At 64.5% G+C, this 23,162-nt stretch carries 20 protein-coding genes and 4 pseudogenes; 8 read left to right on the top strand and 16 right to left on the bottom strand.

All coding sequences use genetic code 11. The features are described 5' to 3' along the window. The first annotated feature begins 16 nt into the window (after positions 1–16). Positions 17–1,111: a YihY/virulence factor BrkB family protein gene (locus tag M3C17_RS03150; protein WP_259976186.1), complete on the top strand. Its 1,095-nt coding sequence runs from the start codon at positions 17–19 to the stop codon at positions 1,109–1,111. 67 nt (positions 1,112–1,178) lie between these two features. Here M3C17_RS03150 and M3C17_RS03145 read toward each other — a convergent pair whose 3' ends face one another. The 4 genes and pseudogenes from M3C17_RS03145 to M3C17_RS03130 all read right to left on the bottom strand — a co-directional run bounded on the left by M3C17_RS03145 (position 1,179) and on the right by M3C17_RS03130 (position 3,830). Then, positions 1,179–1,895, bottom strand: coding sequence for a TetR/AcrR family transcriptional regulator C-terminal domain-containing protein (locus M3C17_RS03145; RefSeq protein ID WP_259976181.1), 717 nt, complete (start codon positions 1,893–1,895; stop codon positions 1,179–1,181). A 333-nt stretch (positions 1,896–2,228) separates the two neighbouring features. Continuing rightward, positions 2,229–2,578, bottom strand: a pseudogene (locus M3C17_RS03140) (IS3 family transposase); the annotation flags it as partial. A 342-nt stretch (positions 2,579–2,920) separates the two neighbouring features. After that, the gene (locus M3C17_RS03135) at positions 2,921–3,235 is read right to left on the bottom strand and encodes a hypothetical protein (RefSeq protein ID WP_259976185.1); all 315 of its coding nucleotides are present in this window, start codon (positions 3,233–3,235) and stop codon (positions 2,921–2,923) included. A 61-nt stretch (positions 3,236–3,296) separates the two neighbouring features. Continuing rightward, positions 3,297–3,830, bottom strand: coding sequence for a DUF488 family protein (locus tag M3C17_RS03130; RefSeq protein ID WP_259976180.1), 534 nt, complete (start codon positions 3,828–3,830; stop codon positions 3,297–3,299). 433 nt (positions 3,831–4,263) lie between these two features. On the opposite strand from M3C17_RS03130, the gene M3C17_RS03125 reads away from it, so the two are divergent. Both M3C17_RS03125 and M3C17_RS03120 read left to right on the top strand, forming a co-directional pair. Further along, positions 4,264–5,457 carry an alcohol dehydrogenase catalytic domain-containing protein gene (locus M3C17_RS03125; protein ID WP_127011780.1) on the top strand — a complete coding sequence of 398 codons (1,194 nt, stop codon included), beginning with the start codon at positions 4,264–4,266 and terminating at the stop codon, positions 5,455–5,457. An 85-nt stretch (positions 5,458–5,542) separates the two neighbouring features. Continuing rightward, on the top strand, positions 5,543–6,511 hold the full coding sequence (locus M3C17_RS03120) for a helix-turn-helix domain-containing protein (RefSeq protein WP_259976179.1): 969 nt from the start codon (positions 5,543–5,545) through the stop codon (positions 6,509–6,511). Positions 6,512–6,602: 91 nt separating this feature from the next. Here M3C17_RS03120 and M3C17_RS03115 read toward each other — a convergent pair. Next, a pseudogene (locus M3C17_RS03115) lies at positions 6,603–6,740 on the bottom strand (ABC transporter permease); the annotation flags it as partial. A 197-nt stretch (positions 6,741–6,937) separates the two neighbouring features. On the opposite strand from M3C17_RS03115, the pseudogene M3C17_RS03110 reads away from it, so the two are divergent. The 3 genes and pseudogenes from M3C17_RS03110 to M3C17_RS03100 form a co-directional block, all read left to right on the top strand. Beyond that, positions 6,938–7,738: pseudogene (locus M3C17_RS03110) on the top strand (IS481 family transposase); the annotation flags it as partial. 53 nt (positions 7,739–7,791) lie between these two features. After that, entirely contained in the window at positions 7,792–8,325 is a 534-nt protein-coding gene (locus M3C17_RS03105; protein ID WP_259976178.1) for a hypothetical protein, read from the top strand. Beyond that, a complete protein-coding gene (locus tag M3C17_RS03100) occupies positions 8,322–9,323 on the top strand; it encodes a cation diffusion facilitator family transporter (protein ID WP_259976177.1) in 1,002 nt (333 codons plus the stop codon). The genes M3C17_RS03105 and M3C17_RS03100 overlap by 4 nt, the downstream gene beginning before the upstream one ends. Before the next feature lie 262 nt (positions 9,324–9,585). Here the strand turns inward: M3C17_RS03100 and M3C17_RS03095 are convergent, their stop codons facing one another. Beyond that, entirely contained in the window at positions 9,586–10,761 is a 1,176-nt protein-coding gene (locus M3C17_RS03095) for a zinc-dependent alcohol dehydrogenase (RefSeq protein WP_259976176.1), read from the bottom strand. 177 nt (positions 10,762–10,938) lie between these two features. On the opposite strand from M3C17_RS03095, the gene M3C17_RS03090 reads away from it, so the two are divergent. Beyond that, positions 10,939–11,229 (top strand): hypothetical protein, encoded by a 291-nt coding sequence (locus tag M3C17_RS03090; RefSeq protein WP_259976175.1) that lies wholly within the window; start codon positions 10,939–10,941, stop codon positions 11,227–11,229. Positions 11,230–11,552: 323 nt separating this feature from the next. On the opposite strand, the gene M3C17_RS03085 is transcribed toward M3C17_RS03090, so the two are convergent. The 3 genes from M3C17_RS03085 to M3C17_RS03075 all read right to left on the bottom strand — a co-directional run bounded on the left by M3C17_RS03085 (position 11,553) and on the right by M3C17_RS03075 (position 15,391). Continuing rightward, positions 11,553–12,134: a recombinase family protein gene (locus M3C17_RS03085; protein WP_036280117.1), complete on the bottom strand. Its 582-nt coding sequence runs from the start codon at positions 12,132–12,134 to the stop codon at positions 11,553–11,555. Positions 12,135–12,309: 175 nt separating this feature from the next. Beyond that, on the bottom strand, positions 12,310–12,615 hold the full coding sequence (locus M3C17_RS03080) for a transposase (protein ID WP_036280114.1): 306 nt from the start codon (positions 12,613–12,615) through the stop codon (positions 12,310–12,312). Positions 12,616–12,724: 109 nt separating this feature from the next. Beyond that, positions 12,725–15,391: an excinuclease ABC subunit UvrA gene (locus M3C17_RS03075; RefSeq protein ID WP_061018819.1), complete on the bottom strand. Its 2,667-nt coding sequence runs from the start codon at positions 15,389–15,391 to the stop codon at positions 12,725–12,727. A 47-nt stretch (positions 15,392–15,438) separates the two neighbouring features. On the opposite strand from M3C17_RS03075, the gene M3C17_RS03070 reads away from it, so the two are divergent. After that, positions 15,439–15,891: a DUF488 family protein gene (locus tag M3C17_RS03070; protein ID WP_197429290.1), complete on the top strand. Its 453-nt coding sequence runs from the start codon at positions 15,439–15,441 to the stop codon at positions 15,889–15,891. A 40-nt stretch (positions 15,892–15,931) separates the two neighbouring features. On the opposite strand, the gene M3C17_RS03065 is transcribed toward M3C17_RS03070, so the two are convergent. The 7 genes and pseudogenes from M3C17_RS03065 to M3C17_RS03035 form a co-directional block, all read right to left on the bottom strand. Next, positions 15,932–17,152 (bottom strand): MFS transporter, encoded by a 1,221-nt coding sequence (locus M3C17_RS03065; protein ID WP_259976184.1) that lies wholly within the window; start codon positions 17,150–17,152, stop codon positions 15,932–15,934. A 32-nt stretch (positions 17,153–17,184) separates the two neighbouring features. Continuing rightward, positions 17,185–19,029, bottom strand: coding sequence for a Na+/H+ antiporter NhaA (nhaA, locus tag M3C17_RS03060; RefSeq protein ID WP_259976174.1), 1,845 nt, complete (start codon positions 19,027–19,029; stop codon positions 17,185–17,187). A 98-nt stretch (positions 19,030–19,127) separates the two neighbouring features. Further along, positions 19,128–19,301 (bottom strand): annotated as a pseudogene (locus M3C17_RS03055) (transposase); the annotation flags it as partial. A gap of 368 nt (positions 19,302–19,669) precedes the next feature. Beyond that, positions 19,670–20,800 (bottom strand): FAD-binding oxidoreductase, encoded by a 1,131-nt coding sequence (locus M3C17_RS03050; RefSeq protein WP_197429291.1) that lies wholly within the window; start codon positions 20,798–20,800, stop codon positions 19,670–19,672. Positions 20,801–20,941: 141 nt separating this feature from the next. Continuing rightward, complete coding sequence (locus M3C17_RS03045; RefSeq protein WP_061018829.1) at positions 20,942–21,244, bottom strand: putative quinol monooxygenase; 303 nt, start codon at positions 21,242–21,244, stop codon at positions 20,942–20,944. Beyond that, on the bottom strand, positions 21,244–21,810 hold the full coding sequence (locus M3C17_RS03040) for a type 1 glutamine amidotransferase domain-containing protein (RefSeq protein ID WP_061018831.1): 567 nt from the start codon (positions 21,808–21,810) through the stop codon (positions 21,244–21,246). The genes M3C17_RS03045 and M3C17_RS03040 overlap by 1 nt, the downstream gene beginning before the upstream one ends. A 1-nt stretch (position 21,811) precedes the next feature. Continuing rightward, entirely contained in the window at positions 21,812–22,966 is a 1,155-nt protein-coding gene (locus tag M3C17_RS03035) for a glutathione-independent formaldehyde dehydrogenase (protein ID WP_396819562.1), read from the bottom strand. Positions 22,967–23,162 lie beyond the last annotated feature (196 nt).

Here is a 23,162-nt window from a genome sequence, read left to right as displayed (position 1 = left end):
CGATGAAGGACTCGCGATGAGCAGCAAAGCCCCCTCCACCGAACGCAACGCCCCGGACCCCGAATCCACCAGCAAGCCCGACTCCCCGGACGATCTGCACAAAAGATCCTGGAAGTACGTGTTGCGGAAAACGATCCGCGAGTTCTCTTCCGATCACTGCACCGACATCGCCGCGTCCCTGACCTACTACGCCGTGCTGTCGGTCTTCCCTGCCCTCATCGCAATCTTCTCGCTCCTCGGTGTCGTCGGCCAAGGAAAAGCCGCCAGCGACGCAGTGCTGGGCATCATCGAGCAGGTCGCTCCCGGTGACACGGTCGACACAATCCGTGGGCCGATCGAACAGATCGCAGGGTCTCCCGCTGCCGGGTTCGCCCTGGTCACCGGCGTCCTACTGGCGATCTGGTCCGCGTCTGGGTACGTCGGAGCGTTCAGTCGTGCGATGAACCGCATCTACGAGATCGAAGAGGGCCGGCCGTTCTGGAAGCTCAAGCCCGCCCAGCTGCTGGTCACCATCATCACCATCGTGCTGCTCGTTCTCGCCGCGATCATCCTCGTCGTCTCCGGCGACGTCACCAAAGCGATCGGCGATGCCCTCGGCATCGGCGACGTTCCCCAAACGATCTGGTCCATCGCCAAGTGGCCTCTGCTCGCCTTCATCGTGGTGTTGGTCGTCGCGATCCTCTACTACGCCACCCCGAACGCGAAGCAGCCCAAGTTCCGGTGGATCAGCATCGGCGCCCTCCTCGCGATCATCGTCCTCGCTCTGGCCACTCTCGCATTCGGGTTCTACGTCGGAAACTTCTCCAACTACGACAAAACCTACGGCTCCCTCGCCGGCATCATCATCTTCCTGCTCTGGCTGTGGATCGCAAACCTCGCCCTGCTCTTTGGTGCGGAATTCGACGCCGAGCTCGAGCGCGGACGCCAGCTGCAGGCCGGAATCGCCGCGGAGGAGGACATCCAGCTCCCTCCCCGCGACACCCGCAAGAGCGACAAGGCCGCCGAGAAGGAACAGAAGGACATTGAGCAGGGCCGCCAGCTCCGCGAACAAGCGGACGCGAACGACGCGGACGCCCACGACACGGATCAGGGCGAGCCCGGAAAACAGTAACCCATCACCGGACCCGCGGCGCGGAGGCGGAGGCGGAAGATGCGACCGCACTCGTGGAGCCGCAGGGCTATTGGGTCACGTCTCGGTTGAGGCGGTCGAGAAGAACCTCGAGCGACACCTCGAATTCCTCATCGGAGCGGTCCTCGCTGAGCAAGGACCGCAACCTCCGCACCTCCGGTGCATCGTGCAAACCGACCTGGCCGTCGCGCTCGGGGATGTCCGCGTCCCCTTCATCCAGGGGCTCTTCCACAGGACCGGTTTCGGCCCCACGCACCGCGGACTCCAGGAGGAGCTGGCCGAGGAGAAAGCTGCTGAAAGCGCGGTATGCGTCGACTGCTTGAGCGTCGCTAAACCCGTGGCCCAGAAGCGTGCTTAGGAACATGTTCACGACTTCGACGCTGCGCAACGGGGGACGCAGCCACGGGGCGGCAGGATGCCGTGTAGCGACCAGAGGGAACGCGTGAGGATGATCGATCGTGATCTGCCGCACCTTGTGGGCAACATCCTGCAGGAACCCTTGCCAATGCTCGGCTAGCTCGTCATCCAGGTTTGAGGTCAGCCTGCCGAGGAGCAGAGCGATCACACCCTCCAGGAGATCCTCTCGCCCATGCACGTATCGGTATAGGGACATTGCCTCGACACCCAACTCTTGGGCGAGGGAGCGCATCGACAACCCCTGGGCGCCCGAACGGTCAATCTGTTCCAACGCCGTCTCGACGATGAGTTCACGGCTCAGGCGGCCAGCTGCTGACCGTGAGCGTTTCTTGCTCAGTTCCTTCGACATAACGCATCTCTTCCCGTCGGCTCAAGTGACCCGCTGCGTGTGACTGCGGATGAGACCGGCATACGCCCACGTTAACCCCGCTTCACGGCAGGAGGGCGATATCTGCCCGGACTTGTGAGCGGGTTGCTGACCTCACTCGTCACCCCAGATATGTAGGGGATTCCCTACGTCGAGCTGACTTCGGTGCACGGATCTTGGGGTCGGCGCGGTCGCTACAGCAGCAGAAGCCAGAGAAGAGCTGCAAGGTTCGCGAGGGCAGTCGCTGCCGGGCCAATCGTCTTGATTCGATCGCGAATGATCGCGCCAATTCCTGCATCCGCTGCTTGGACAGCGGTCCTTGTGTTCGTCGATGAAGTCGACTATCGCTTGTGTGGCCGGTCGAGTTCGGCCGCGAAGAAAGCCGAAGCCGCCTTCAATATCTCGTTCGCCCGCCGCAACTCGGCGTTCTCCCGCTTGAGGCGCTTGATCTCCACTGTCGCGTCAGTCGTCACACCGGGCCGGTCGCCCGCGTCGACCTGCTCCCGGCGGATCCAGGTGCGGATCGTTTCCGGCGACCCGATCACGAGCATCTGCGCGACCGCAGTCATCGCGGCATACTCGCTCGGATAATCGGATCGCACCTCGGCGACCATACGGACAGCGCGCTCACGAAGCTCGCGCGGATACTTACTGGGACGTCCCATAAGACAGATCCTTCCAAGGAATCCTGTCTCCGGACACACCGGGGCGAGTCACTGCGGTAAGTTGCCTGTAGCAAACGCCGCGCCGCTGCAGTTAAGCCGCCATGCCCACCTTTTGGGGGACATGGATGGTAACGTTTGGTTAGTAGCTGGGGCTACTTGCGGAGCGTCTGGGGCGCTACGCCACACGCAACGAGGCGATGTCACGTTTCTGTGACGAGCCCTCTCGGAGCCTCGGTTCTGGGGAACTCATCGTTTCGAGAGGGCTGCTCCCTCGGCTCGAGAGTTTTCGACTCGCAATACTCAAGGCTGGACCACGTAGTGTCGTTCCCACTCGAGTGGGGGTCATCCTGTGGGTGTTTCCAGGACTCCCTCGAGGAACGTGATGCCTCCGGAGCTGTTGGCTGACTCCATCAGCGCGTGGATCCATTGCAGGTTGAGTTGCGGGGGTTCGAGCTCATCGAAGGTGAATTGCAGTGGGATCGATGGGTGTAACCAGATGGTGCTGCGCCCTTCAGGGTCCCCTTCCGGATGACGCCAGGACAGGGTGAAGGACTCGTTGCGGCGGAGCTTGGTGGCGACGATCACTTTGAGGTGTGCGAGGGCACGTTCCTCGATGTGGATCGGCGCTTCCGACCCGCCGTAGTGCAGTGTGCCCATGGTGGACGACATCCATTCTCGGAATAACAACTCGGTCACATCGGCGAGAGGCTCGCTATGCCTACGGTTGCCCTTCCAGGTTAGTGGGCGGGTACCAGACCCGCTTCCCGTCCACCGACGCGAACGACGTGAGTGTGTGGGGTTTGGTGGAGGTGGCGCTCATGATGTCCTTCACAGAAATGTGGCGAACGAGCAGCGCATCCGCGATGAGAGACCGGTGGCAGCGCCACGGGACCGCTTCCGCGCACATGATCGCCACAGTCTTCTCTTTTGCTCGATCGATCAGGCGTTCTATTCCGCGCGCGAAGGGCTCGGTTTGCATGTAGTCGGCGTAGCTGCGGAAGCTTTTGTTGCGCCAGGCGCCGTTGATGCTCTCCACATTCACTGGGGTGTGGCGGAGACCGCCGAGTTCTTCCATCCGCGCGTACTGCAGGCCTGCGTCCGTCAAGCTCTGTTCGAGCGCCTGCGCGCCGAATTGCGGGTTATGTCGGGAGCCGGGAACCGTTCGGACATCGATGAGTTGTTGCACGCCGTTGTTTTCGAGCAGCGTTATGAACTCCTCGATCGGGTGTGTGGAGTGACCGATGGTGAACACTGTCGAGGGTTGCATCCTGCTCCTGAACGGTTGCGAGCGGTCGGTTGCGACCGGGGAACTCCTCGCACCCAAGGGGTCCGCCGGTCAGTCGATCAGCGGCTCGCTCCCTTGCGCGGCTTGAGGAAGACGTCGGGTTCGCGCTTTTCGCGCTTGGCCGCTCGCTTTTCCTTGATCGAAATCTGCGACCTCCCCGACGAGGATCCCGAACCTGCGCGTCGGCGGCGGGTGAAGAATCAGACGAAGTCATGACCAGATCGTACTGACCGGCGCAGCTGATCCACCCGCCTTCGAGCGGTCGGCGCGAACCTGGCGCAAAACGCCCGAGTCATGACGCAAAACGCCGGACCGAGCTGAGGATACTGTGCCAGTGTGAGGTGCAGCCCGCTGCGCCCACGTCAGGAGCAGAAGCGGGCCAATCAGCGAGGAGAAGGACATGCCAGAAACCAACCGGGCAATCGTTTTCGACAGCCCCACCAAGCTCACCCTGGAAAGCCTGGACTTCCCGAAGCTCCAGATGCCGAACGGGACGAAGGCACCTCACGGCGTCATCGTGCGCATCGTCGCCACGAACATCTGCGGCAGCGACCTGCACATCTACCGTGGTTCGTTCCCTGTCCCGCAGGGAATGGTCATGGGGCACGAGATGACCGGTCAGGTCGTCGAGGTCGGATCCGACGTGCAGTTCATCCAGCCCGGCGACCTCGTCTCCGTGCCGTTCAACGTCGCATGCGGCCGCTGCCGGAACTGTAAGAACGGGCGCACCGACGTCTGCCAGACCGTCAACCCGCAGGTGCACTGCGGGGCGTACGGCTTCAACCTCGGCGACTTCCAGGGCGGCCAGGCCGAATACCTCTTCGTCCCCTACGCCGACTTCAACCTGCTCAAGTTCCCCGACAACGACGCAGCGATGGAGAAGATCCGCGACCTCGCGCTCCTCTCGGACGTCCTCCCCACCGCGTTCCACGGCCTCATGGAAGCCGGCGTGAAGGTCGGCTCGACGGTCTACATCGCCGGCGCCGGACCCGTCGGACGTGCAGCAGCAGCAGCAGCACGCCTCATCGGCGCCGCCGCCATCATCGTGGGCGACTACGACAAGGAACGACTCGACCTCGTCAAGCGCAACGGCTGCGAGACCATCGACCTCAGCCAGGACATCCCCCTCGCCGACCAGATCGAAGCCATCCTCGGCGTCCCCGAGGTCGACTGCGCCGTCGACTACGTCGGCTCCGAAGCCCACGGCATCGGACACGAAGCCCACGAACTGCAGCCGCAGGCCGCAATCAACCAGGTCCTTGCCGCAACCCGCGCCGGCGGCGCAACGGGCGTCATCGGCATCTACGGGCCCGACCCGCTCGCCGACACCAAGGAAGGGCAGGAAGGAACGTTCCCGCTCGACTTCGGCAAGGTCTGGATCAAGTCCCCACGGGTCTCCGCCGGACAGGCACCCATCATGAGCTACAACAGGGACCTCATGATGTCCATCCTCTGGGACCGCATGCCGTACCTCAGCGACATGATGAACACGAAGGTGATCAGCCTCGACGACGCCGTCGGCGCCTACGAGACCTTCGACCAGGGTTCAGCGAACAAGTACATCATCGACCCTCACGGGCTGATCTCGGCGTAAAGCAAACCGAGCGCGGCGACCGGACCAGTCCGGCCGCCGCGCTCTGCTGAGGTGAACCGCAACGATCGAGTAGAGGAGGACCAGCGTGGACAACCAGGAACGTGCACCGCGTCACCCCGTGCGATCCTGGTCAACAAAGGACGCCCCGACCGGTGCGGTGGTCGACTACTGGCGCCAAGCACGTGAACGCGCATATGTAAAAGTGCAAACCGACCCGCTTGCGCCCAACTTCTACGGCAGCATTCGCCTTCAGACCTTTGAAGATTTCTCGATCTCGTACAAGATAGCTGGCGCGGAGACGGCACGACGCTCCCGAACACAGCTCGCCACCGGAACCGAAACGGACCACTATTTCTACTTCCTGTTCCAGACTCGCGGGTCGATCGCAGTAGAGCAGGGCGGGCGAGTAGCAACGGCTCTCCCTGGTTCCGTAGTCATCTACGACAGTGCCGAGCCGTTCGTCTTGCGCGCAGAGAAGCCATATGAGCAGGTAGTCCTCGAAGTCCGAGCTGCACAGCTCATGGAGTCGAGAGCGTTATCAAACCCTTCGGACTACACGGCTCATCAATTTCAGCTGACCGGTCCGGAAACCGCCGGGTCGGCCTTCATAACCTCCTTCGGCCGCACCCTCTCCGAAACACCCAATGTGCACTTATTCAGCCCCGCCGTACCGGAGCTAGCCTCAGCAATACTCATGTCAGCGCTTGGTGAACATCGTCGGCAGGAATCGGACACGTACATGCGCGCTCTTGACCTCCTGGAACGACTAGCGTCACACCCAGGACTCCGCGCCGAGCATATAGCCTCCGAATTGCATGTCTCAGTTCGGACACTTCACCGCGCCTTTGCTGAACACGCCAGTCGATTTTCCGAACAGCTCCGCGACATCCGTTTGCGCCGCGCCAAACGCTTGATGGGAAGGTATCCGGACCTAACTATGCCCCGGGTGGCCAAGAGCGCTGGCTTCACGAATGAATCTCAGTTGTATCGAGCCCTCCAACTCGATCCGATCCAATCTGACGGTCCGGCACTGACCTCTCCGCGTGAGGCGTGATCGACGCTAATCGCAGTCTCATCCGGTATCGCCTCACTCAACCCAACACAAGCTTTATCGTCGCCGAGACGACCGAAACGGAGGCCGGTCCGGCCGGCACGTTCTGCGCGGCGAGCCCGCCAGTCAGGCCGGCGAGGAAACCCACGAGCAGGGTGATCAACGCCACGACCGATCCGATGAGCACGAACCTGCCACGAGCGAATCGGAGGTCACGCCAAGCGACGAACACGATGGTTCCTTCCCGACGTCAGAGACGCTTCCTGCCGTCGGAACCGGCCTCGCTGCCGCCGGGGCGGAGTGCCATCGGCGGGAGGTTGACTCCTCGGATCCAACTTCTGATTGATCCCTGCAATCGTCGTCCGCCGTACGCTGCAACAGTCATGGCACACAGCACCCTCACGCCCGTGTTCGTCGGGCTTCGCACCGGACCGCAGCTCGCGGCCCCTGAGGTCCCCGTCGCGGCTGCCGCAGCGGTTGGAGCGACGCATCATCGCGCTGCGGTTCACCCGCCGTTGGGGCCCTCACCGCATCAGCTATCACCTGGGTGTTCCGCGATCGAGCGTCGGTCGAGTCATCGTCCGCTACAGGATGCCGTTGCTCGCGCACGTCGATCAGAGCACCGGCCTTCGAGTGCGCAAGCCGACCGCGAACCGTTACGAGGCCGCCTCCCCGGGCGAACTGGTCCACGTCGATATCAAGAAGCTCGGCCGCATCCCCAACGGCGGCGGCTGGCGCAAACTCGGCTTCACCGTCGGTCGCCGCAACAACGGACGGCGAGGCCTCGGTTACGCGTTCCTGCATCACGCCGTCGATGACCACTCACGGTTGGCCTACTCCGAGGTCCTCGACGACGAACGCAAAGAGACCGCTGCCGACTTCTGGATCCGAGCTCGATCGTTCTTCATCGAGCACGGAATCGAGGTCACCGCGGTCATGACCGACAACGGCTCCTGCTACCGATCCCGCGCCTTGGCGGCCGCCCTCGGCAGCCACGTCAAACACCGTCGGACAAGGCCCTACCGGCCGCAGACGAACGGGAAGGTCGAGCGCTTCAACCGCACCCTCGCAACCGAATGGGCCTACGCCGACACCTATACCTCGGAAGATGATCGAGTCGCCGCCTACCCAGCCTGGCTGCATCACTACAATCACCACCGACCCCACACCGGAATCGGCGGCTCAGTGCCCGCCTCCCGCGTTCACAACCTGCCGGGGAAGAACAACTAGTCGCGCGACCGACGACTCGTCAACGGCCTGTCCGTGCGCCCCGCGTCGTTGGCATGCTCGAGGGTGTGATTCGCTCGAAGGCGCAGACAACGCCCGTCCCCCGTCTCTCCTGGACGCCACTCAGGCGCGTTGCCGGAGCCCTCCTCAGCGTGGTGTTCGCAACCAGCCTCGTGGGGTGCGGCCTCGCTGTCCCGACCGATCCCGACGGCACCCTCGCCGGGGCCACCGGGGGAGAACTGCGAGTTGGCGTCTCTCCGGACCCCGGCCTGGCCGAGGACGATGGAGACACCCCATCCGGACCCGTCGTTGACCTTGTGAGCGACTTCGCCGAGACGATCAACGCTCGTCCCGACTGGACAACCGGGAGTGAGGAAACACTGGTCGGGATGCTGGAGGCGGGTGAGCTCGATGTGCTGGTCGGCGGGTTCACAGACCAGTCCCCGTGGGTGGATTGTGCCGGTATGACCCGTGGATACAAGACGATCGAGGGTGCGGACGGCCGCAGCATCGTGTTCCTCGTCCCGCTCGGTGAGAACGCATTCCTCAGCGAGTTGGAAACGTTCTTGGACGAGGAGGTCGGATCGTGAGCGAGCATCACCAGTTCGGACGTTCCGATCTACCACCCGAGCAGCATCGGGCGTTGAAGAAAGCGGTGCGGTGGGAGTACTTCACCATCGGGTACACCGCCATCACCATCACGGTCGTCGCGTTCGTCGTCGGGAACTCTCAAGCGATGCGGACAGCGTGGATCGAGGACATGCTCTCCCTCATCCCCCAGATCGCGTTCCTCATCGCCCTGATCTTCGTCCGCCGCAAACCCACCGTGAACCACCCGTATGGCATGCACCGGGCAATGGGTGTCGGTCACCTCGTCGCCGGTGTCGCCCTCCTCGCGGTCGGTCTCAACCTCGCGTTCGAAGCCGTCACCGGGCTCGTCAAGGCGGAGCACCCCACCATCGGAACCGTGAACCTGTTCGGGCACACCATCTGGCTCGGCTGGCTCATGGTCGCAGTGATGACCATCATCGTCATCGGCCCCGTGTTCCTCTACGGGCCGGCCAAGGCGAAGCTCGCCCCGGTCCTGCACAACAAGCTGCTCTACGCCGACGCCGACATGGCAAAAGCCGACTGGCAAACCAACGCCGCCTCGATCATCGGCGTCCTCGGCGTCGGCATCGGCCTGTGGTGGCTCGACGGCGCCGCCGCACTATTCATCTCGCTCGGCATCATCTGGGACGGCGTCCGCAACACCAAAGGCGCCGTCGTTGACTTGATGGATCAGCGCGCGCGAACCGTCGACGACAAGCACCCCGAACCTCTCGCCGCCGACATCGTGCAGCACCTACGCGCACAACCATGGATCCAGGACGCCGCTGTACGAATGCGTGATCAAGGGCAGGTCTTCCACGTCGAAGCATTCATCATCCCGAAGAAGAAGCGCATCACCACCGAACAGATCAACGACATCTCCCAGAGCACCTCCGAACTCGACTGGAAAGTACAAGACGTCGTCATCATCCCCTCCGAGCAACTCCCCGACGAGGCCGACACCGCACGGCCCACCGGCGCGAGCACAGCGAGCTAGCCCAGCCCCGACGACATAGTTACGCTGCGACAGTTGGCTGATGCTCTCCGCGGATGCGGTCAGAGCACCATTCCGGCCACTGACTTCGCCCGATGAATCCCCGCGCCCCTCTGCGCTGCTGTGTGCGATCGACCCCGGTGCTGGCCGTGAACGGTGAACGCACCACGCGGCCACCCGGTGTGGGCGCGGGCCACGGACGGGCCCAAGACACGCCAGTGCCCGGTCTCGAGATGGAGACCGGGCTCCGGCGCGTACTGGGAGGCTAGGGCTTGAGGACGACCTTGATGCAGCCGTCTTCCTTCTTCTGGAACTTCTCGTACATCGCCGGCGCCTGGTCCAGGGGGGCGGTGTGCGTGGTGAGGTCCAGCACGCCCAGCGGGTCGGCGGGGTCATCGACCAGCGGCAGCAGTTCCTCGGTCCACCGCCGCACGTTGCACTGACCCATCCGCAACTGGAGCTGCTTGTCGAACATCGTCATCAACGGCAGCGGGTCCTTCATCCCGCCGTACACCCCGCTGATCGAGATCGTCCCACCGCGCCGCACGGCCTCGATCGCGGTGTACAGGGCATCGAGTCGGTCCACCCCCGCCGTTTCCATCGCCTTGCGACCCAGCGCGGACGGCAATGCTCCCACCGCTTGGTGGACCATCCCGGCCACCGGGGAGCCGTGGGCCTCCATCCCGACCGCGTCCACCACCGCATGCGGGCCGCGCCCGCCGGTGAGGTCCTTGAGCTGCTCGACCACGCCGTCCGTGGAGTCCAGGGTGGCGATGCCGTGGCGTTCGGCCATGGCCCGGCGCTCCGGGACCGGGTCCACCGCGAACACCTCATAACCCAAGTGCTTGCCAATGCGGGCGGACATCTGACCGATCGGGCCCAGACCGAGCACCGCCAGGGACCCGCCCTGCCCGGGCGCGGCGTACTGCACAGCCTGCCAGGCAGTGGGCAGCACGTCGGAGAGGAACAGGTAGCGCTCGTCCTGCCCGGCGTGCGGGACCTTGATGGGCCCGTAGTCCGCGTGCGGCACGCGCAGGTACTCGGCCTGCCCGCCGGGCACCGAACCGTAGAGACGGGAGTAGCCCAGGAACTGGGCGTTGTTGTTGTACTCCCGCACCTGGGTGATCTCGCACTGGGACTGCAGGCCCTGGGTGCACATGAAGCAGTGCCCGCAGGAGACGTTGAACGGGATCACCACCCGGTCCCCGGCCTTGATGTGGGTGACGGCCGAGCCGACCTCCTCCACGATGCCCATCGGCTCGTGGCCGATGATGTCGCCCTTATCCATGAACGGGGTGAGCACCTCGTACAAGTGCAGATCCGAACCGCAGATCGCGGACGAGGTGATCCGCACGATCGCGTCCGTGGGCTCCTGGATAACCGGATCCGGGACCTCCTCCACACTCACCGTCCGCTTCGCCTGCCAAGTTAAAGCCTTCATGCGTCCTCCTCTCCCAGCTCTGATCCGTCCCAACTCACGCCACTTTAGGCGCAGGCGCGTGTTCACCGCCAGAGAACGACGAGACTCACATAAAGTCCCCGCGTAGCAGGGGCCGTGCCTCACATGGTTTTCCCCGCGAAATCTTCCGTGGTTTCGGTGGCACGGCGACGATGGGGTATGGCTGACAGGGACGTGTCGATGATGACCCGCATCGAAGTGACCAAGAAGTACGCCAAGGCCTATGCGACGGCGCCGAAGAAGCAGAAGGGCGCGATCCTGGACACCGTTGTCGGAGTCACCGGCTGGAACCGGGACCACGCCCGCCAGCAGCTGCGCCGCCGCGCCAATCAGCCGCCAGGGCGGGCCGCCGCGACGGTCACGGTGCTCGACCGGCGCAAGACCAAACCCCGCAGGTACTACGGCCCACCGGCGCGAGCACAGCGAGCTAGCCCAGCCCCGACGACATAGTTACGCTGCGACAGTTGGCTGATGCTCTCCGCGGATGCGGTTCCGGTTGAGATTATCGAAAGTTGCCCCCGGCTACCGAGCCAACTCCACCGTAAACGATCGTTTTCGGTGGGTGCACATCCTCGTTGCTAACGTGCCCACCATGGTCCTCACCGCAGCCCAGCGAGCAGCTCTGACCCAGATACTCGATACAGCGTCCGATCTTAACCGCTGGCGTCTCAGGGCTCATCGCGTCGAGGAGCCCCAGCGCGGAAGTGAGCTCGGAGTCGACGACCTGTGAGCAGCTTCGCTCGGTGTCGTCCTTCTCGCTTCGCTCGGTGTCGTCAGGCGGCGGGTGGGTTCGCTCCGCCGCGCTGGATCGCTCGGTACACGGTTGAGCGGGCGACACCGAAGAGCTCGGCGATTTCGCTCGTGGTGTGCGTGCCGGCACGGTGCAGCGCGACCAGGTGCTTCTCCTGTGAGACGGAGAGCTTGGGCTTCTTTCCGCGGAGCTTGCCCGCGGCCTTAGCGATCGCCATCCCCTCGCGCGTGCGGGCACGGATGAGGTCGGCTTCGAACTCCGCGACCATCCCGAGGACGTTGAACAGCAGTCGCCCAACGGGATCGGTTGGGTCGTAGACGGAACCTCCGAGGTTCAACGTCACGCCCTTGCGCGTCAGCTCGTCGGCGATATCACGAGCGTCGGGGAGTGATCTTGCGAGGCGATCGAGCTTGGTGACGACCAGGACGTCACCTTTGCGGACCGCGGCAAGCGCTTCGCGGAGCCCCGGGCGTTCACGGTTCGTTCCGGTCATGCCGTGGTCGACGTGCACGTTCTCGGGATCGACGCCGAGCGAGTGGAGGCCGTCCCGCTGCGCGGCGAGGTCCTGCCCAGAGGTTGAGACGCGGGCGTATCCGACAAGCATGCGACGACTGTAGCGTTTAGGGCACCTTCACCGGGCATTTTTGCGGGACAGTCTTACGGGAATCGAAGGCTTAGGTAGTTGCTGGGTTCTGGTCGTTCACCCGGATGGTCCGCACCTGTGCCGGTGGACGACCGGCTATCGGGACAGCGGAAGCGGTGTGCGCGGGGCAGACCCGTCAGGAGCGGTCGAGTTCCTTCGCGAAAAACACGCTCGCGGCTTTGAGGACTTCGTTCGCCTTGCGCAGCTCAGCGTTCTCACGCCGCAGGCGCTTGTTCTCCTCGGCAACATCGGTGGGCACACCGGGACGCTGCCCGCCGTCGACTTCGCGACGGCGATGCCACACCCGCAACGTCTCCGCGCTCATACCAAGAAGCCCAGCGACATGACGCACCGCGGTCATGAGATTCGGATGCGAGGGCTTCGCCTCGTCCAGCATCCGCAACGCCTTCTCCCGCATCTCGGGCGAGTACTTCTGATTCATCAATTCCATCCTTGCTTGAAGAACGGAACGGAACGAAACCCAGAGCGATTCACCTTACCCGGCCAACGACGCACCCTCGACGTCTACACCCTCATCTGCGAAGAGCCGGTTATGCCCCTGACGTCAGCGTCGCGGCCTCGGCGAGGGCGGCGGCGAGATACGGTGCTGAAGCGCTGTTTCTCGACGCGGCGACCTCTGCTGGCGTTCCGGACGCGACCACTGTGCCGCCGTTGTCACCGGCTCCCGGCCCGAGATCGATGACGTAGTCGGCGGCGCCGACCACTCGCATGTCGAGTTCCACCATCACGACCGTGTTGCCCGCATCGACGAGAGTCTGAAGGTGGGTAACTAGACGGTCTGCGTCGGCACAGTGCAATCCGGAGGTCGGCTCATCGAGCACGTACAGAGTGTCGCCGCGCTGCGCTCGTTGCAGTTCGGTGGCCAGCTTCACACGCTGCGCCTCCCCACCGGAGAGCTCTGTGGCCGGCTGTCCCAAGCGCAGGTACCCGAGCCCGACATCGACCAGCGAGGTGAGTGAGCGCATCACGTCGTACTCGCCGGCGAAGAAGTCGTGGGCCTCTTCGACGCTCATCGCGAGGATTTCCGCGATGTTGCGCCCTCGCCAGGTGATCTCCAGGGTGCTCGATTGATAGCGGGTGCCATGGCAGTCGGGACACACGGTGTAGACCGAGGGCAGGAAGAGCAGCTCGACCATCACGGAGCCTTCACCCTCACAGGTCGGGCAACGGCCGCCTGCGACATTGAAGGAGAACCGACCGGGCTTGTATCCGCGTGTCCGAGCTTCCGGCGTCTCGGCGAACCGGCGCCGCACATGATCGAAGAGTCCTGTGTAGGTCGCGACGTTGGAGCGGGGCGTGCGGCCGATGGGTTTCTGGTCGATGCTCACCACACGCCGGACGGTCGTGAGATCGCCCTCGACCGACCCTCCGAGTTCATCGGACTCGTCAGTGAGGAGCAGGGCGTCGGCCTCAGCGCTTTCCTCCTCGACGCGAGGGGCGTCTCCTTGCCTGGCGCCGATGAGGGCAGGCAGGACTTGACTGACAAGGCTGGACTTCCCCGACCCTGACACGCCAGTGACAGCAGTGAGCGTTCCGAGCGGTAGCGCCACAGATACGTCCCGCAGGTTGTTGCGGGTGACGTGCTCCAGCTGCAACCAGTCGTGGGCGGCACGGGGCTGGTGCGGTGGAAGGCCGCTGCCCCCGAAGATGTATCCGCGCGTCACCGACTCGTCGACCTCCGCGAGCCCGTCCGTGGGTCCGCTGTAGATCACGCGCCCGCCGCGTTCCCCGGCTCCGGGGCCGATGTCAACCAGCCAGTCCGCGTGCCGCATGACGTCGACGGAATGCTCCACGACGAAGAGGCTGTTGCCGCGCTGCTTCAGCCCGTCGAGGATACCCAGCAGCGCGGTGACGTCGTGCGGATGGAGACCGGCTGACGGTTCGTCGAGGACGTAGACAACACCGAACAGTTCCGACGTGAGCTGCGTGGCGAGTCGAAGTCGTTGTAGCTCCCCTCCGGACAGTGTCGGCGTAGTGCGACCTAGCGAGAGGTAACCGAGTCCGAGATCGATGATGGGGCGCAGGCGGTCCAGCAATTCTGCGCCCAGGCGGGCTGCCGCGGCGCGCTTCTCGACAGACTGATTCGGTGTGCGACGGACATCCGGCGCAGCGGAGTGAGCGGAGCCGCCAGCAGCAACGCGCTGCTCGACGGCTTCACGTTTAGTCGCGACGTCTACCACGGCGGCGGAGGTCTCGCCCTCGCGGTCAGACTCGGCGACGACGGACTCGAGGAGCTCAGCCAATTCACGCAGTGGCAAGGCTGAGAAGTCCGCGATATCGAGTCCTTCGAACGTCACCGTCAGTGCTTCGGGTTTGAGCCGCTTCCCATGGCACACCGGGCAGACCGCCGCGCTCATGAACTGGGCTACGCGGCGCTTCATCGACGCGCTCTTCGTGTTCGCGAAAGTGTCGAGCACGTACCGCCGCGCGCCGACGAAGGTGCCCGAGTAGCTCGGTTCGATTCCTGCTCGGATTGCCCGGCGCGCCTCGGCGAGTGTGAGTCGAGAGTGGACGGGAACGAAGGGGGTCTCGTCGGTATAGAGGATCCAGTCCCGATCCTTCTTCGGCAGATCCTTCCACGGTACGTCGACGTCGTAGCCGAGCGCGACGAGCACGTCCCGCAACTGGTGGCCGTGCCAGGCGGTCGGCCACGATGCGATGGCGCGCTCCCGGATGGTGAGTGAGGGATCGGGCACCATCCGCTCCTCGGTCACCGCGTACACTCTGCCAATGCCGTGGCACTCGGGGCACGCGCCCTGCACGGTGTTCGCGGAGAAGTCCTCGGCGTAGAGCATCGGCTGACCATCTGGGTATTCACCTGCTCGCGAATAGAGCATCCGAACCACACTCGACAGCGTGGTGATGCTGCCTACAGAGGAGCGCGCGCTGCGCCCTCCGCGCTGCTGCTGCAAGGCGACTGCGGGCGGCATCCCGGTGATGGAGTCGACGTCGGGGACACCCGCCTGGTCGATCAGTCGCCGCGCGTACGGGGCAACTGACTCCAAGTAGCGCCGCTGCGACTCCGCGTACAACGTGCCGAAAGCCAAGGAGGACTTCCCGGATCCGGACACGCCCGTGAACACAACCATCGCGTCACGCGGAACCGTGAGATCGACGTCCTTGAGGTTGTGTTCGCGGGCACCACGCACCCGGACATCGGGCTGGACGTGGGTGGACACTGAGGAAAGGTGATCCATTTCAGAACTGTACCAAGCGGGTCTCGTGGTAAGCAGGTTCATCGACCGTGGGAGGCAAGATGATGCGGCTGTTTACCATCGGGTTCACGAAGAAGAAGACGCGCGAGTTCTTCGGTCTGCTCTCCGACAGCGGCGCGACGGCTCTTGTTGACATACGGCTGCGGAACCGTTCGCAGCTCGCAGGATTCGCGAAGCGAGACGACCTCGAGTTCTTCCTCAGTGAGATTTGCGACATGCATTATCGGCAGGAGTTGCTCCTCACCCCGACAGAGCAAGCGCTACGTGACTACCAGCACGGGGCTGTGTCGCGGGAGCAATACGCCGCTGAGTACGTGCGCCTCTTGGAAGGTCGCCAGGTCGAAGCGGTGCTGAGTCCTGCTGACTTCAACGAGGCAGTGCTCCTTTGCTCAGAGGCCTCTCCTGATCGTTGTCATCGGCGTCTCGCCGCGGAGTATCTCGCGTCCGCCTGGGGTGACACAGGGATCGTGCATCTGTTGTAACAGGTGGTGGCGTCGTCCTCACCCGTCGGATGCGGACGGGTTAGGCTCCGGCTTCAGTCTCGTCGGGAGCGAGAGCGAGCACACGGGGCGGCAGCGCGCGACGTAGCCACGGAAGCAGTACGAGCGCCCCCGCAGGCCCCAATACGAGTAGCACCCACGGCAACCAACCCGACAACGCGAAAGCCGACATCAGAAGAGGCGCGGTGAGGCTGGCGACGCTGAATGAGTACTGGAACGCAGCGAGGTAGCGTCCAGCCTGTTCCGGTGGGGCGGCCTCACTCGCGGCCGCGTTCATCCTCGTGCCGAGCACGACCGTGCCGACTCCGAAGATCAGCGCCGATCCGAACAGGGCTACCGCAAGCCACGCTGAAGGAACCGCGTAGACGGCCACCATTGAGGCGATCCACGCCAAGAGCAGCACTGCTCCGAGCCGCACAGCGAATGCCCGAGAACGTGAGCTCGTCAGCGCCACCGCGACTCCTGTGAGGGTGCTCGACAGCATGGCCAGGCCGGCGTTTGCGAGGCTCGGCAACCATGCCGGCGCGCCGAGTTGTTCGACAGCGATCACCGGAAAGGCAACCGGGAAGAACTCCATCACCAGGGTGATGAGAAAGCCCAGAAGGATGAGCCCGAGAAACGGGCGGTTCCGTAGCACTCCTGGTGCGGCGGACGTAGCCTTCACCGAGCGAGATGACGTGTGCGGCGGCATCCGCATCGTGAACACAAGTATGGCTGCCATCGTCGACGTGACGAGTTTGACCGCCAGCAGCCAAGGCAACATGGCGGGGTCCCAGGCCAGCAGCACGGCACCGAGGAGCGCGCCAGCACCGTAGCCAGCCGAACGCACCATCTCAACGCGAGCGAACTGCGCATCGTGAAACCCGTCGCTGGGACGCAATGCTGTCAGGAAGGCGTATAGCGATCCGTAGTGCAGCTGCATCCCGGCGGCGCAGATCGCGCTCCCGGCAATCGCCCCGGGCCAACCGGGTACGAGTAGGTAGACGAGCATCGCGATGGCTCGGAGCAACTGTCCGGTGCCGATCACCCTGCGAGGGCCAACTCGGTCGACCAGCGTCCCGGCGAGGACGGGGAACAGCAGACCGACGCCTGCCCCGACGCCCAATGCGAGGCCCGCATCCGCAACCGAGAATCCGCGAACTTGGATGAGGAAGAGTGCCGCAACGGGGAGGTACATTCCCGCGCCAGCGCTGTCGAGGGCGACGAGCGCCCTGCCATCGGGTTTTCTTGTTCGCTCCGGCAGGTGTACCGACGCGCCCCGCGACGCCTGACGACTCAGGAGCGCACTTCCTGGGTTCGTGTGCCTCGGCGGCTGGCTTCGAGGGCCGAGGTGAGCGTTCGAGCGTCGTAGCTACCCAGCAACCGTCGGCCGTCTACGAAGAACGTCGGGGTGGCGTGCGCCCCGCTTGCATCGGCGCTTTCGAGATCCCGCTCCACACGGGCACGTACGGCGGCACTGTCGAGGTCAGCCGTGAACTGGGCGACATCCAGGCCCAGCTCTTCGGCGTAGCGGATCAGATCTTCGCGCTCGAGCGCATCTTGCCGCGTGAAGACGAAGTCCAGCCACGGCCAGAACATCCCCTGATTCGATGCCGCCTCCGACGCTCGTGCGGCTATGGGGCCGTGAGGGTGATGTGGCAGCTGGCGAACGACATACCGGAGATCGTCCCCGAACCGGCTGCGAAGGTCCTCCCAGGAACCCGTTGCGTGCGCGCAATAGGGGCATTCGAAGTCGATGTACTCGACGAGCGTGAGCTGGGCGTCCTCTGGTCCGCGGATGTGGTCGACTTCAGGATCCACGGGTGGTGTGAGCACCATCGGCAGATCTGCCGTCTCCTCTCCCCAGCGTTTCGCAGCAACCCGGAAAATCAGCCAACCAAGTGCGGTAGCGAGCACCATCGCGACCAACACGCCGACGGTCGCTTGCCGACCCAGGTCGGACGTCGAGCCGAACGCGAGGCCGATCACCAGGAGCGAGACGGTGAACCCGATCCCCGAAAGCGCCGCGCCGCCAAACACGCTGCCCATCCCGACACCCTCGGGTAGCCGACCGGCTCCAAGCTTCACAGCGACGAAGGTGGCGAGACCGATGCCGAGAAGTTTGCCGAGCACGAGCCCCACGATGACTCCCCACGTCACGGAGGACTGGAAGGAATCGACGAGCACGCCGCCGCGCAGGTCGACGCCAGCGTTCGCGAGCGCGAAGATCGGGACGATGACGAGCGCGGTCGGCATGCGCAAAACCTCGTGCATGCGTTCGTTCACCGAGATACCTCGCGCCAAGCCTCGGTCGACTGCGCGGGCCGATGCCGCGCTCGGCGACTGCCAGAAGTCGCGGAACAGCTGACGAGCCTCGACCACCTTTTGCCGACGCGTCGGGTAGGCGGGGATAAGGAGTCCTGCGACCATGCCCGCGAGGGAGGCGTGGACTCCGGAATCAACGGTCGCGAACCAGAGCACAACGACAATCAGCACGTACGGTGTGGCGCTCCATTGCCGCGAACGACCCAGAAGCCACAACCCGGCGAGGCAGGCAACTGCGATCAGCAGCGGAACGAGCCGGATCTCGTCGCTGTAGACAATGCCGATGATGGAGACGGCGAGGAAGTCATCGACGACGGTAAGGGTGAGTAGGAACACCCGCAACTGGCCGGAGAGTTTCGGGCCGACGAGCGCGAGGGCACCCAACAGGAACGCGGTGTCGGTACCGACCACCGCGCCCCATCCACCGAGCCCGTCGCCGCCCGCGGCGGCCACGATCAGGATGTAGAAAACTGCGGGCAGTGCCACGCCAGCGACGCCAGCGATCAACGCGAGACGCGCGCGGCTGGCGTCTCGGAGCGACCCATGCGCGAACTCCTGTCGCACCTCGAGGCCAACGACGAAGAAGAAGACCACCATGAGGCCGTCGTTGATCCAGTGGTGCAGGTTCATGTGCAGTCCGAACCCTCCGACATCGAACCCGATCTCGACATCCCACAGCCCGAAATAGGCCTCGGAGAGTGGCGAGTTCGCCCAGAGCAAGGCGACCGCTGCGACGACGACCAAGAACACAGCCGAACCCGACTCCGTGCGAATCGTTCGCCAACTCGTGCGCCGTTCCATCTGCCCACTCGTCATGCGGGAAGCGTATCGGAACCCAAGGGCAGCGCCCGACGGCGAGACTTGTCGACCGGGCAGCGCGCAAGGCGGAATGGAGACGAAGCGGGTTATGGGGCTCATCGCATTTGAGGGTGTAGCAGTGGTCTGAATCCTCCGGTTTCGAGGAGCGATCGGGAGATGTAGTTGGTGAGGTTGCGGAAGCCGAGGGCGGAGCCGTGGAGGTGCTCGAGGCGGCCGTTGATCGCCTCGGTCGGGCCGTTCGAAGTGCCGGTCCGGTCGAAGCAGGCGAGCCCCTCGTAGTCACACTAGGGCCCGGTGCGGGCGACGCCAGCGGGACCATGGTTGCAGCTGGCACGCCCGAGCACGTCGCGGACAAGGGCGTCGGCGCTTCCGCGAGATACCTCGCCGCGGCATTGGAGGAAGCCACAGGCGTGACCCCATCGTGACGGCAGAACCATCGCACGGGTACTCGCCGCACCGTCGCCGGTACCTCACCCGTGGACTATGCCAACAAGGGTGAGGTACCGGCGACGCTCGACGAGATCATGGTCTCAGGCGGGGATTTTGGAGCCCCGGACGTCCAACTTTTCGATCGTGGGCTCGCTGAACAGTTTGCCGGCCAGAATCGCGGGTCACCCCCCCGATTGGGAGACACGCCCTAGCTCTGGGCCTCGCCGAGGCGCGCTTCGGGCGTGAGCTCGGCGCGGAGACCGCCGCCGGTCGCAGCCCGGGCAAGAGCGCGACCCAGCGCAGGTGCCTGCTTGAACAAATTGTGACCGGCCACAAAAAGGACAGAGCCTGCCTCCCACACGGCCACGCCGTCCTCACTCCACGGGAGGTCGGTCACCCAGCAGTGAAGGAAGTCGCGCGGCTCTGGGTGGAGACCGGGCAGCGCCCGTGTCACGTATTCGCGTGCGCGTTCGTCCAGCGATCGAATCGCCGCCGGGTCGATGAAAGTTCCGTCGTCGCGGACGCCGACGGTGTCGCTGAGTCCGACCGAATAGTTGCTGTTGCCCGGTAGCGGCGTCGCGTAGACGCCGACTTCGCCGAAGACGCCGCTACTGTCCTGCAGGCACGCGACTCGTGCCGGGGCGGCGGCTTTCACGTCGAAGGTCAGCCGGACGTGTGCGGCAAGGCGAACCGGCAGCGACAGGCCGACGCTGCGTGCCAGGCGGGCGGTTTCGCGGCCGGCGCACACGACCACCTTGGAGTAGACAGCCCGGTCGGTGACGCTGCGCACCTCGACCGTCCCGTCGGCGCGGGGATCGATGGAGATGACCTCACCGGTGGTGACCGCATCTGCCAGGGCACCCGTGAGTGCCGTGATCGCGGCGCGGGTGCGGATCGCGCCGCCCGACTCGTCGAGCACCGCTGGCCCCGAATACCCAGCGAGCAGCGGCATCCGCTGGGCGACCTCGGCCGCGTCGATCTCGTGCGCTTCCACGCCGCCGACCTGGTCGAGCACCCGCAGCCGCGCCAGGGCGCTGTCTCCGATCGCCAGGACACCATCTGATGAGACCAGCTCGACGTCGAAGCGTTCGGCCCACTCATCCCATACGCCGCGGCTTTCGCGCGCGAAAGCGACGAGTCGCGGGTCGTCGTGGGCATGCCGGAAGATCCGCGACTCGCCTGCGGACTGACCCGTCCCGGGCAGACCAGCCTCATACAAGCGCACCCGCACGCCCTGCTCCCGCAGCGCGTACGCAGTCGACAGACCGACGATCCCGCCCCCGATCACTGCTACCTCCGGGGAACGCGTCGTGGAAACGCCGTCGTCAGTTCCTGTCATCGCGGTTCCTCGATCTGTTGGCGATTAGCGATAGGCCGCAAGAGAAGGGGCCGCTGCCACGACGTCAGCGGGCTGTGTAAGCCCGAAGTCACCGCGCGCAGCGACCCCTCCTTTCTGGGCCACTACTCCCGGTCTGTGGTGTCAGGCGGGGAGTTTGGAGCCCAGGACGTCCAACTTCTCGATCGTCGGTTCGGAGAACAACGTGCCGGTCTGCTCGCCGAGAGCGGTCGCAACCGCGCCAGACAGGTGCGCGTCGCGGCCGGCGTCATCGGGGAACACGTCGAAGATCCCGAAGGAGGACGGTCCGAGACGGATCGCGAACCACGCAACGGTGGCCGGTTCCTCCTCGACGAGCCCTCGCCCGATGCCGAGGAATTCCTGGACCTCGTCTTCCTTGCCGGGCAGGGCCTCCAACCTGACAAGCAGTCCCTTCGTCACGCTCATCACATCACCTCTTCCTGGGTCGAATTACTCGCAAATTTCGCCACGATCGTGTCGCAGAACGCAGGCAGGTCATCGGGCGAGCGGCTGGTGATCAGATTCCCGTCCACCACGACGTCCTGGTCGACGACGTCAGCACCGGCGTTGCGCAGGTCCGTTCGGATGCTCGGGAAGGACGTCAAGGTGCGACCTGCGACCACACCTGCCTCGATCAGCGTCCACGGCCCGTGACAGATCGCAGCAACGGGCTTGCCGCTTTCGACGAACTCGCGGACGAAGGAGACGGCGTCTGGGTCAACCCGGAGTTGGTCGGGGTTCACCGTGCCGCCCGGGAGAAGCAGGGCGTCATAGTGGGCGACAGACGCGTCCGCGACCAACCCGTCAACGGTGAACGTGCCTGCTGCATCCAGATCGTTCTCCCGGGCCTGAATCTCACCGTCATGGATCGACAGAACCTCGGTCTGTGCACCAGCCTGCTCCAGTGCCTCGCGGGGCTTGTCGAGCTCGACTCGCTCGACCCCGTCGGCGGCGAGGATGGCGACTCTCTTGCCCTGAAGATCTGCTGCCATCTCAGTTCTCCTTCTTCTCGGTCGACATGCCGGGCTTGATGAGGACCTTGGTCCAACCCTTGGACCGGGCGTCGAAGTTCTTGTAGGCATCGGCGGCTTGGTCCAGCGAGATCTCGTGGGAGACGATCCACGAGGGGGTCGCCTTGCCGGCGGCGATCAAGTCCCGCAGCTGGCGGTTGTACCGCTTGACCGGGGCTTGACCGCTCCCCAAGGTCTGACCCTTGAACCAATGCGTTCCGAAGTCGATGGCCGCCTTTCCCTGCTTGGCGAGGTCGTCCTTGGCTCCGGGGTCCTGGGGGACGAACACACCGACGGTGCCGATTCCTCCGGTGAAACGCACCGCGTTGATGAGCATGTTCATAGTAGCGGCGATGTCCTCGTTGCCTTGAGGATCGTGGGCCTGGTAACCCACGCATTCGCAGCCCCGGTCAGCTCCCAGCCCCATCGTCTCGTCGAGCACAGCTTGCACGGGATCGACCTTGGAGTCATCGATGGCGATCGCGCCGATCTGCTCGGCCAACGCGAGCCGGTCAGGATGACGATCGACCACCATCACCTTCGCGGCCCCCTTGATCATCGCGGACAGGGCGGCCATCAGCCCGACCGGACCCGCCCCGGCGATGACAACACTGTCGCCCGGGACCACGCCGGCCATCTCGGTGGCGTGGTAGCCGGTGGGGAAGATGTCGGAGAGCATGACGTAGTCGTTCTCCTTCTCCTCCGCATCCTCGCCCAAGCGCAGCGCGTTGTGGTCACCGAAAGGCACACGGAGCAGTTCCGCTTGGCCACCGCCGTAGGGACCCATGTCGGCGAACCCGTAGGCCGCACCGGCGAATGATGGTTCGGGCTGGGTGGTGAGGCAGTAGTTGGTCAGGCCGCGTTCGCAGTTCTTACAGAACCCGCACGAGATGTTGAACGGGAGCACAACCCGGTCTCCGACCCTGACCTTCTCCACACCACTACCGACCTCGATGACCTCCCCCATGTTCTCGTGACCGAACGTCCGGCCTACCTCGAAGGACGTCCGCCCCTCGTACATGTGCAGATCCGAGCCGCAGATGTTCGTCGTCGTCACCCTGACCAGCACATCGGAGGGTCGCTCGATCTTCGCGTCCGGGACGTCCTTCGTGCTGACCTGACGGGGTCCCTCGTACACTACTGCTTTCATGTCTACTCCGATCAAATGGTGTTGCTCGAGAACCTACTGGCCTCGATAGCCTGCTGGTAGGGCATTGACAACGCCAGCCCTTCGCGAGACATTGAACGCTCGCCGCAACCACGTTCTGATGTGCGTTTTCGGCGCGATCCGTGGCCTCTATCGCGAGTGCACCGTAAACGATCGTTTTCGGCGC

It is taken from the genome of Microbacterium sp. p3-SID336, assembly GCF_025143365.1.
Classification (GTDB): Bacteria; Actinomycetota; Actinomycetes; order Actinomycetales; family Microbacteriaceae; genus Microbacterium.
The sequence above is the reverse complement of the archived record's forward strand: the minus strand, read 5'-3'. Positions and strand labels throughout refer to the sequence as shown.

Excerpts from the sequence above, each read along its gene's own strand:
- M3C17_RS03150 (WP_259976186.1), top strand. The coding sequence starts at position 17 with ATGAGCAGCAAAGCCCCCTCCACCGAACGCAACGCCCCGGACCCCGAA.
- M3C17_RS03145 (WP_259976181.1), bottom strand. The coding sequence starts at position 1,895 with ATGTCGAAGGAACTGAGCAAGAAACGCTCACGGTCAGCAGCTGGCCGC.
- M3C17_RS03135 (WP_259976185.1), bottom strand. The coding sequence starts at position 3,235 with ATGGGCACACTGCACTACGGCGGGTCGGAAGCGCCGATCCACATCGAG.
- M3C17_RS03125 (WP_127011780.1), top strand. The coding sequence starts at position 4,264 with ATGCCAGAAACCAACCGGGCAATCGTTTTCGACAGCCCCACCAAGCTC.
- M3C17_RS03105 (WP_259976178.1), top strand. The coding sequence starts at position 7,792 with ATGCTCGAGGGTGTGATTCGCTCGAAGGCGCAGACAACGCCCGTCCCC.
- M3C17_RS03095 (WP_259976176.1), bottom strand. The coding sequence starts at position 10,761 with ATGAAGGCTTTAACTTGGCAGGCGAAGCGGACGGTGAGTGTGGAGGAG.
- M3C17_RS03090 (WP_259976175.1), top strand. The coding sequence starts at position 10,939 with ATGGCTGACAGGGACGTGTCGATGATGACCCGCATCGAAGTGACCAAG.
- M3C17_RS03085 (WP_036280117.1), bottom strand. The coding sequence starts at position 12,134 with ATGCTTGTCGGATACGCCCGCGTCTCAACCTCTGGGCAGGACCTCGCC.
- M3C17_RS03080 (WP_036280114.1), bottom strand. The coding sequence starts at position 12,615 with ATGAATCAGAAGTACTCGCCCGAGATGCGGGAGAAGGCGTTGCGGATG.
- M3C17_RS03075 (WP_061018819.1), bottom strand. The coding sequence starts at position 15,391 with ATGGATCACCTTTCCTCAGTGTCCACCCACGTCCAGCCCGATGTCCGG.
- nhaA (WP_259976174.1), bottom strand. The coding sequence starts at position 19,029 with ATGACGAGTGGGCAGATGGAACGGCGCACGAGTTGGCGAACGATTCGC.
- M3C17_RS03050 (WP_197429291.1), bottom strand. The coding sequence starts at position 20,800 with ATGACAGGAACTGACGACGGCGTTTCCACGACGCGTTCCCCGGAGGTA.
- M3C17_RS03045 (WP_061018829.1), bottom strand. The coding sequence starts at position 21,244 with ATGAGCGTGACGAAGGGACTGCTTGTCAGGTTGGAGGCCCTGCCCGGC.
- M3C17_RS03040 (WP_061018831.1), bottom strand. The coding sequence starts at position 21,810 with ATGGCAGCAGATCTTCAGGGCAAGAGAGTCGCCATCCTCGCCGCCGAC.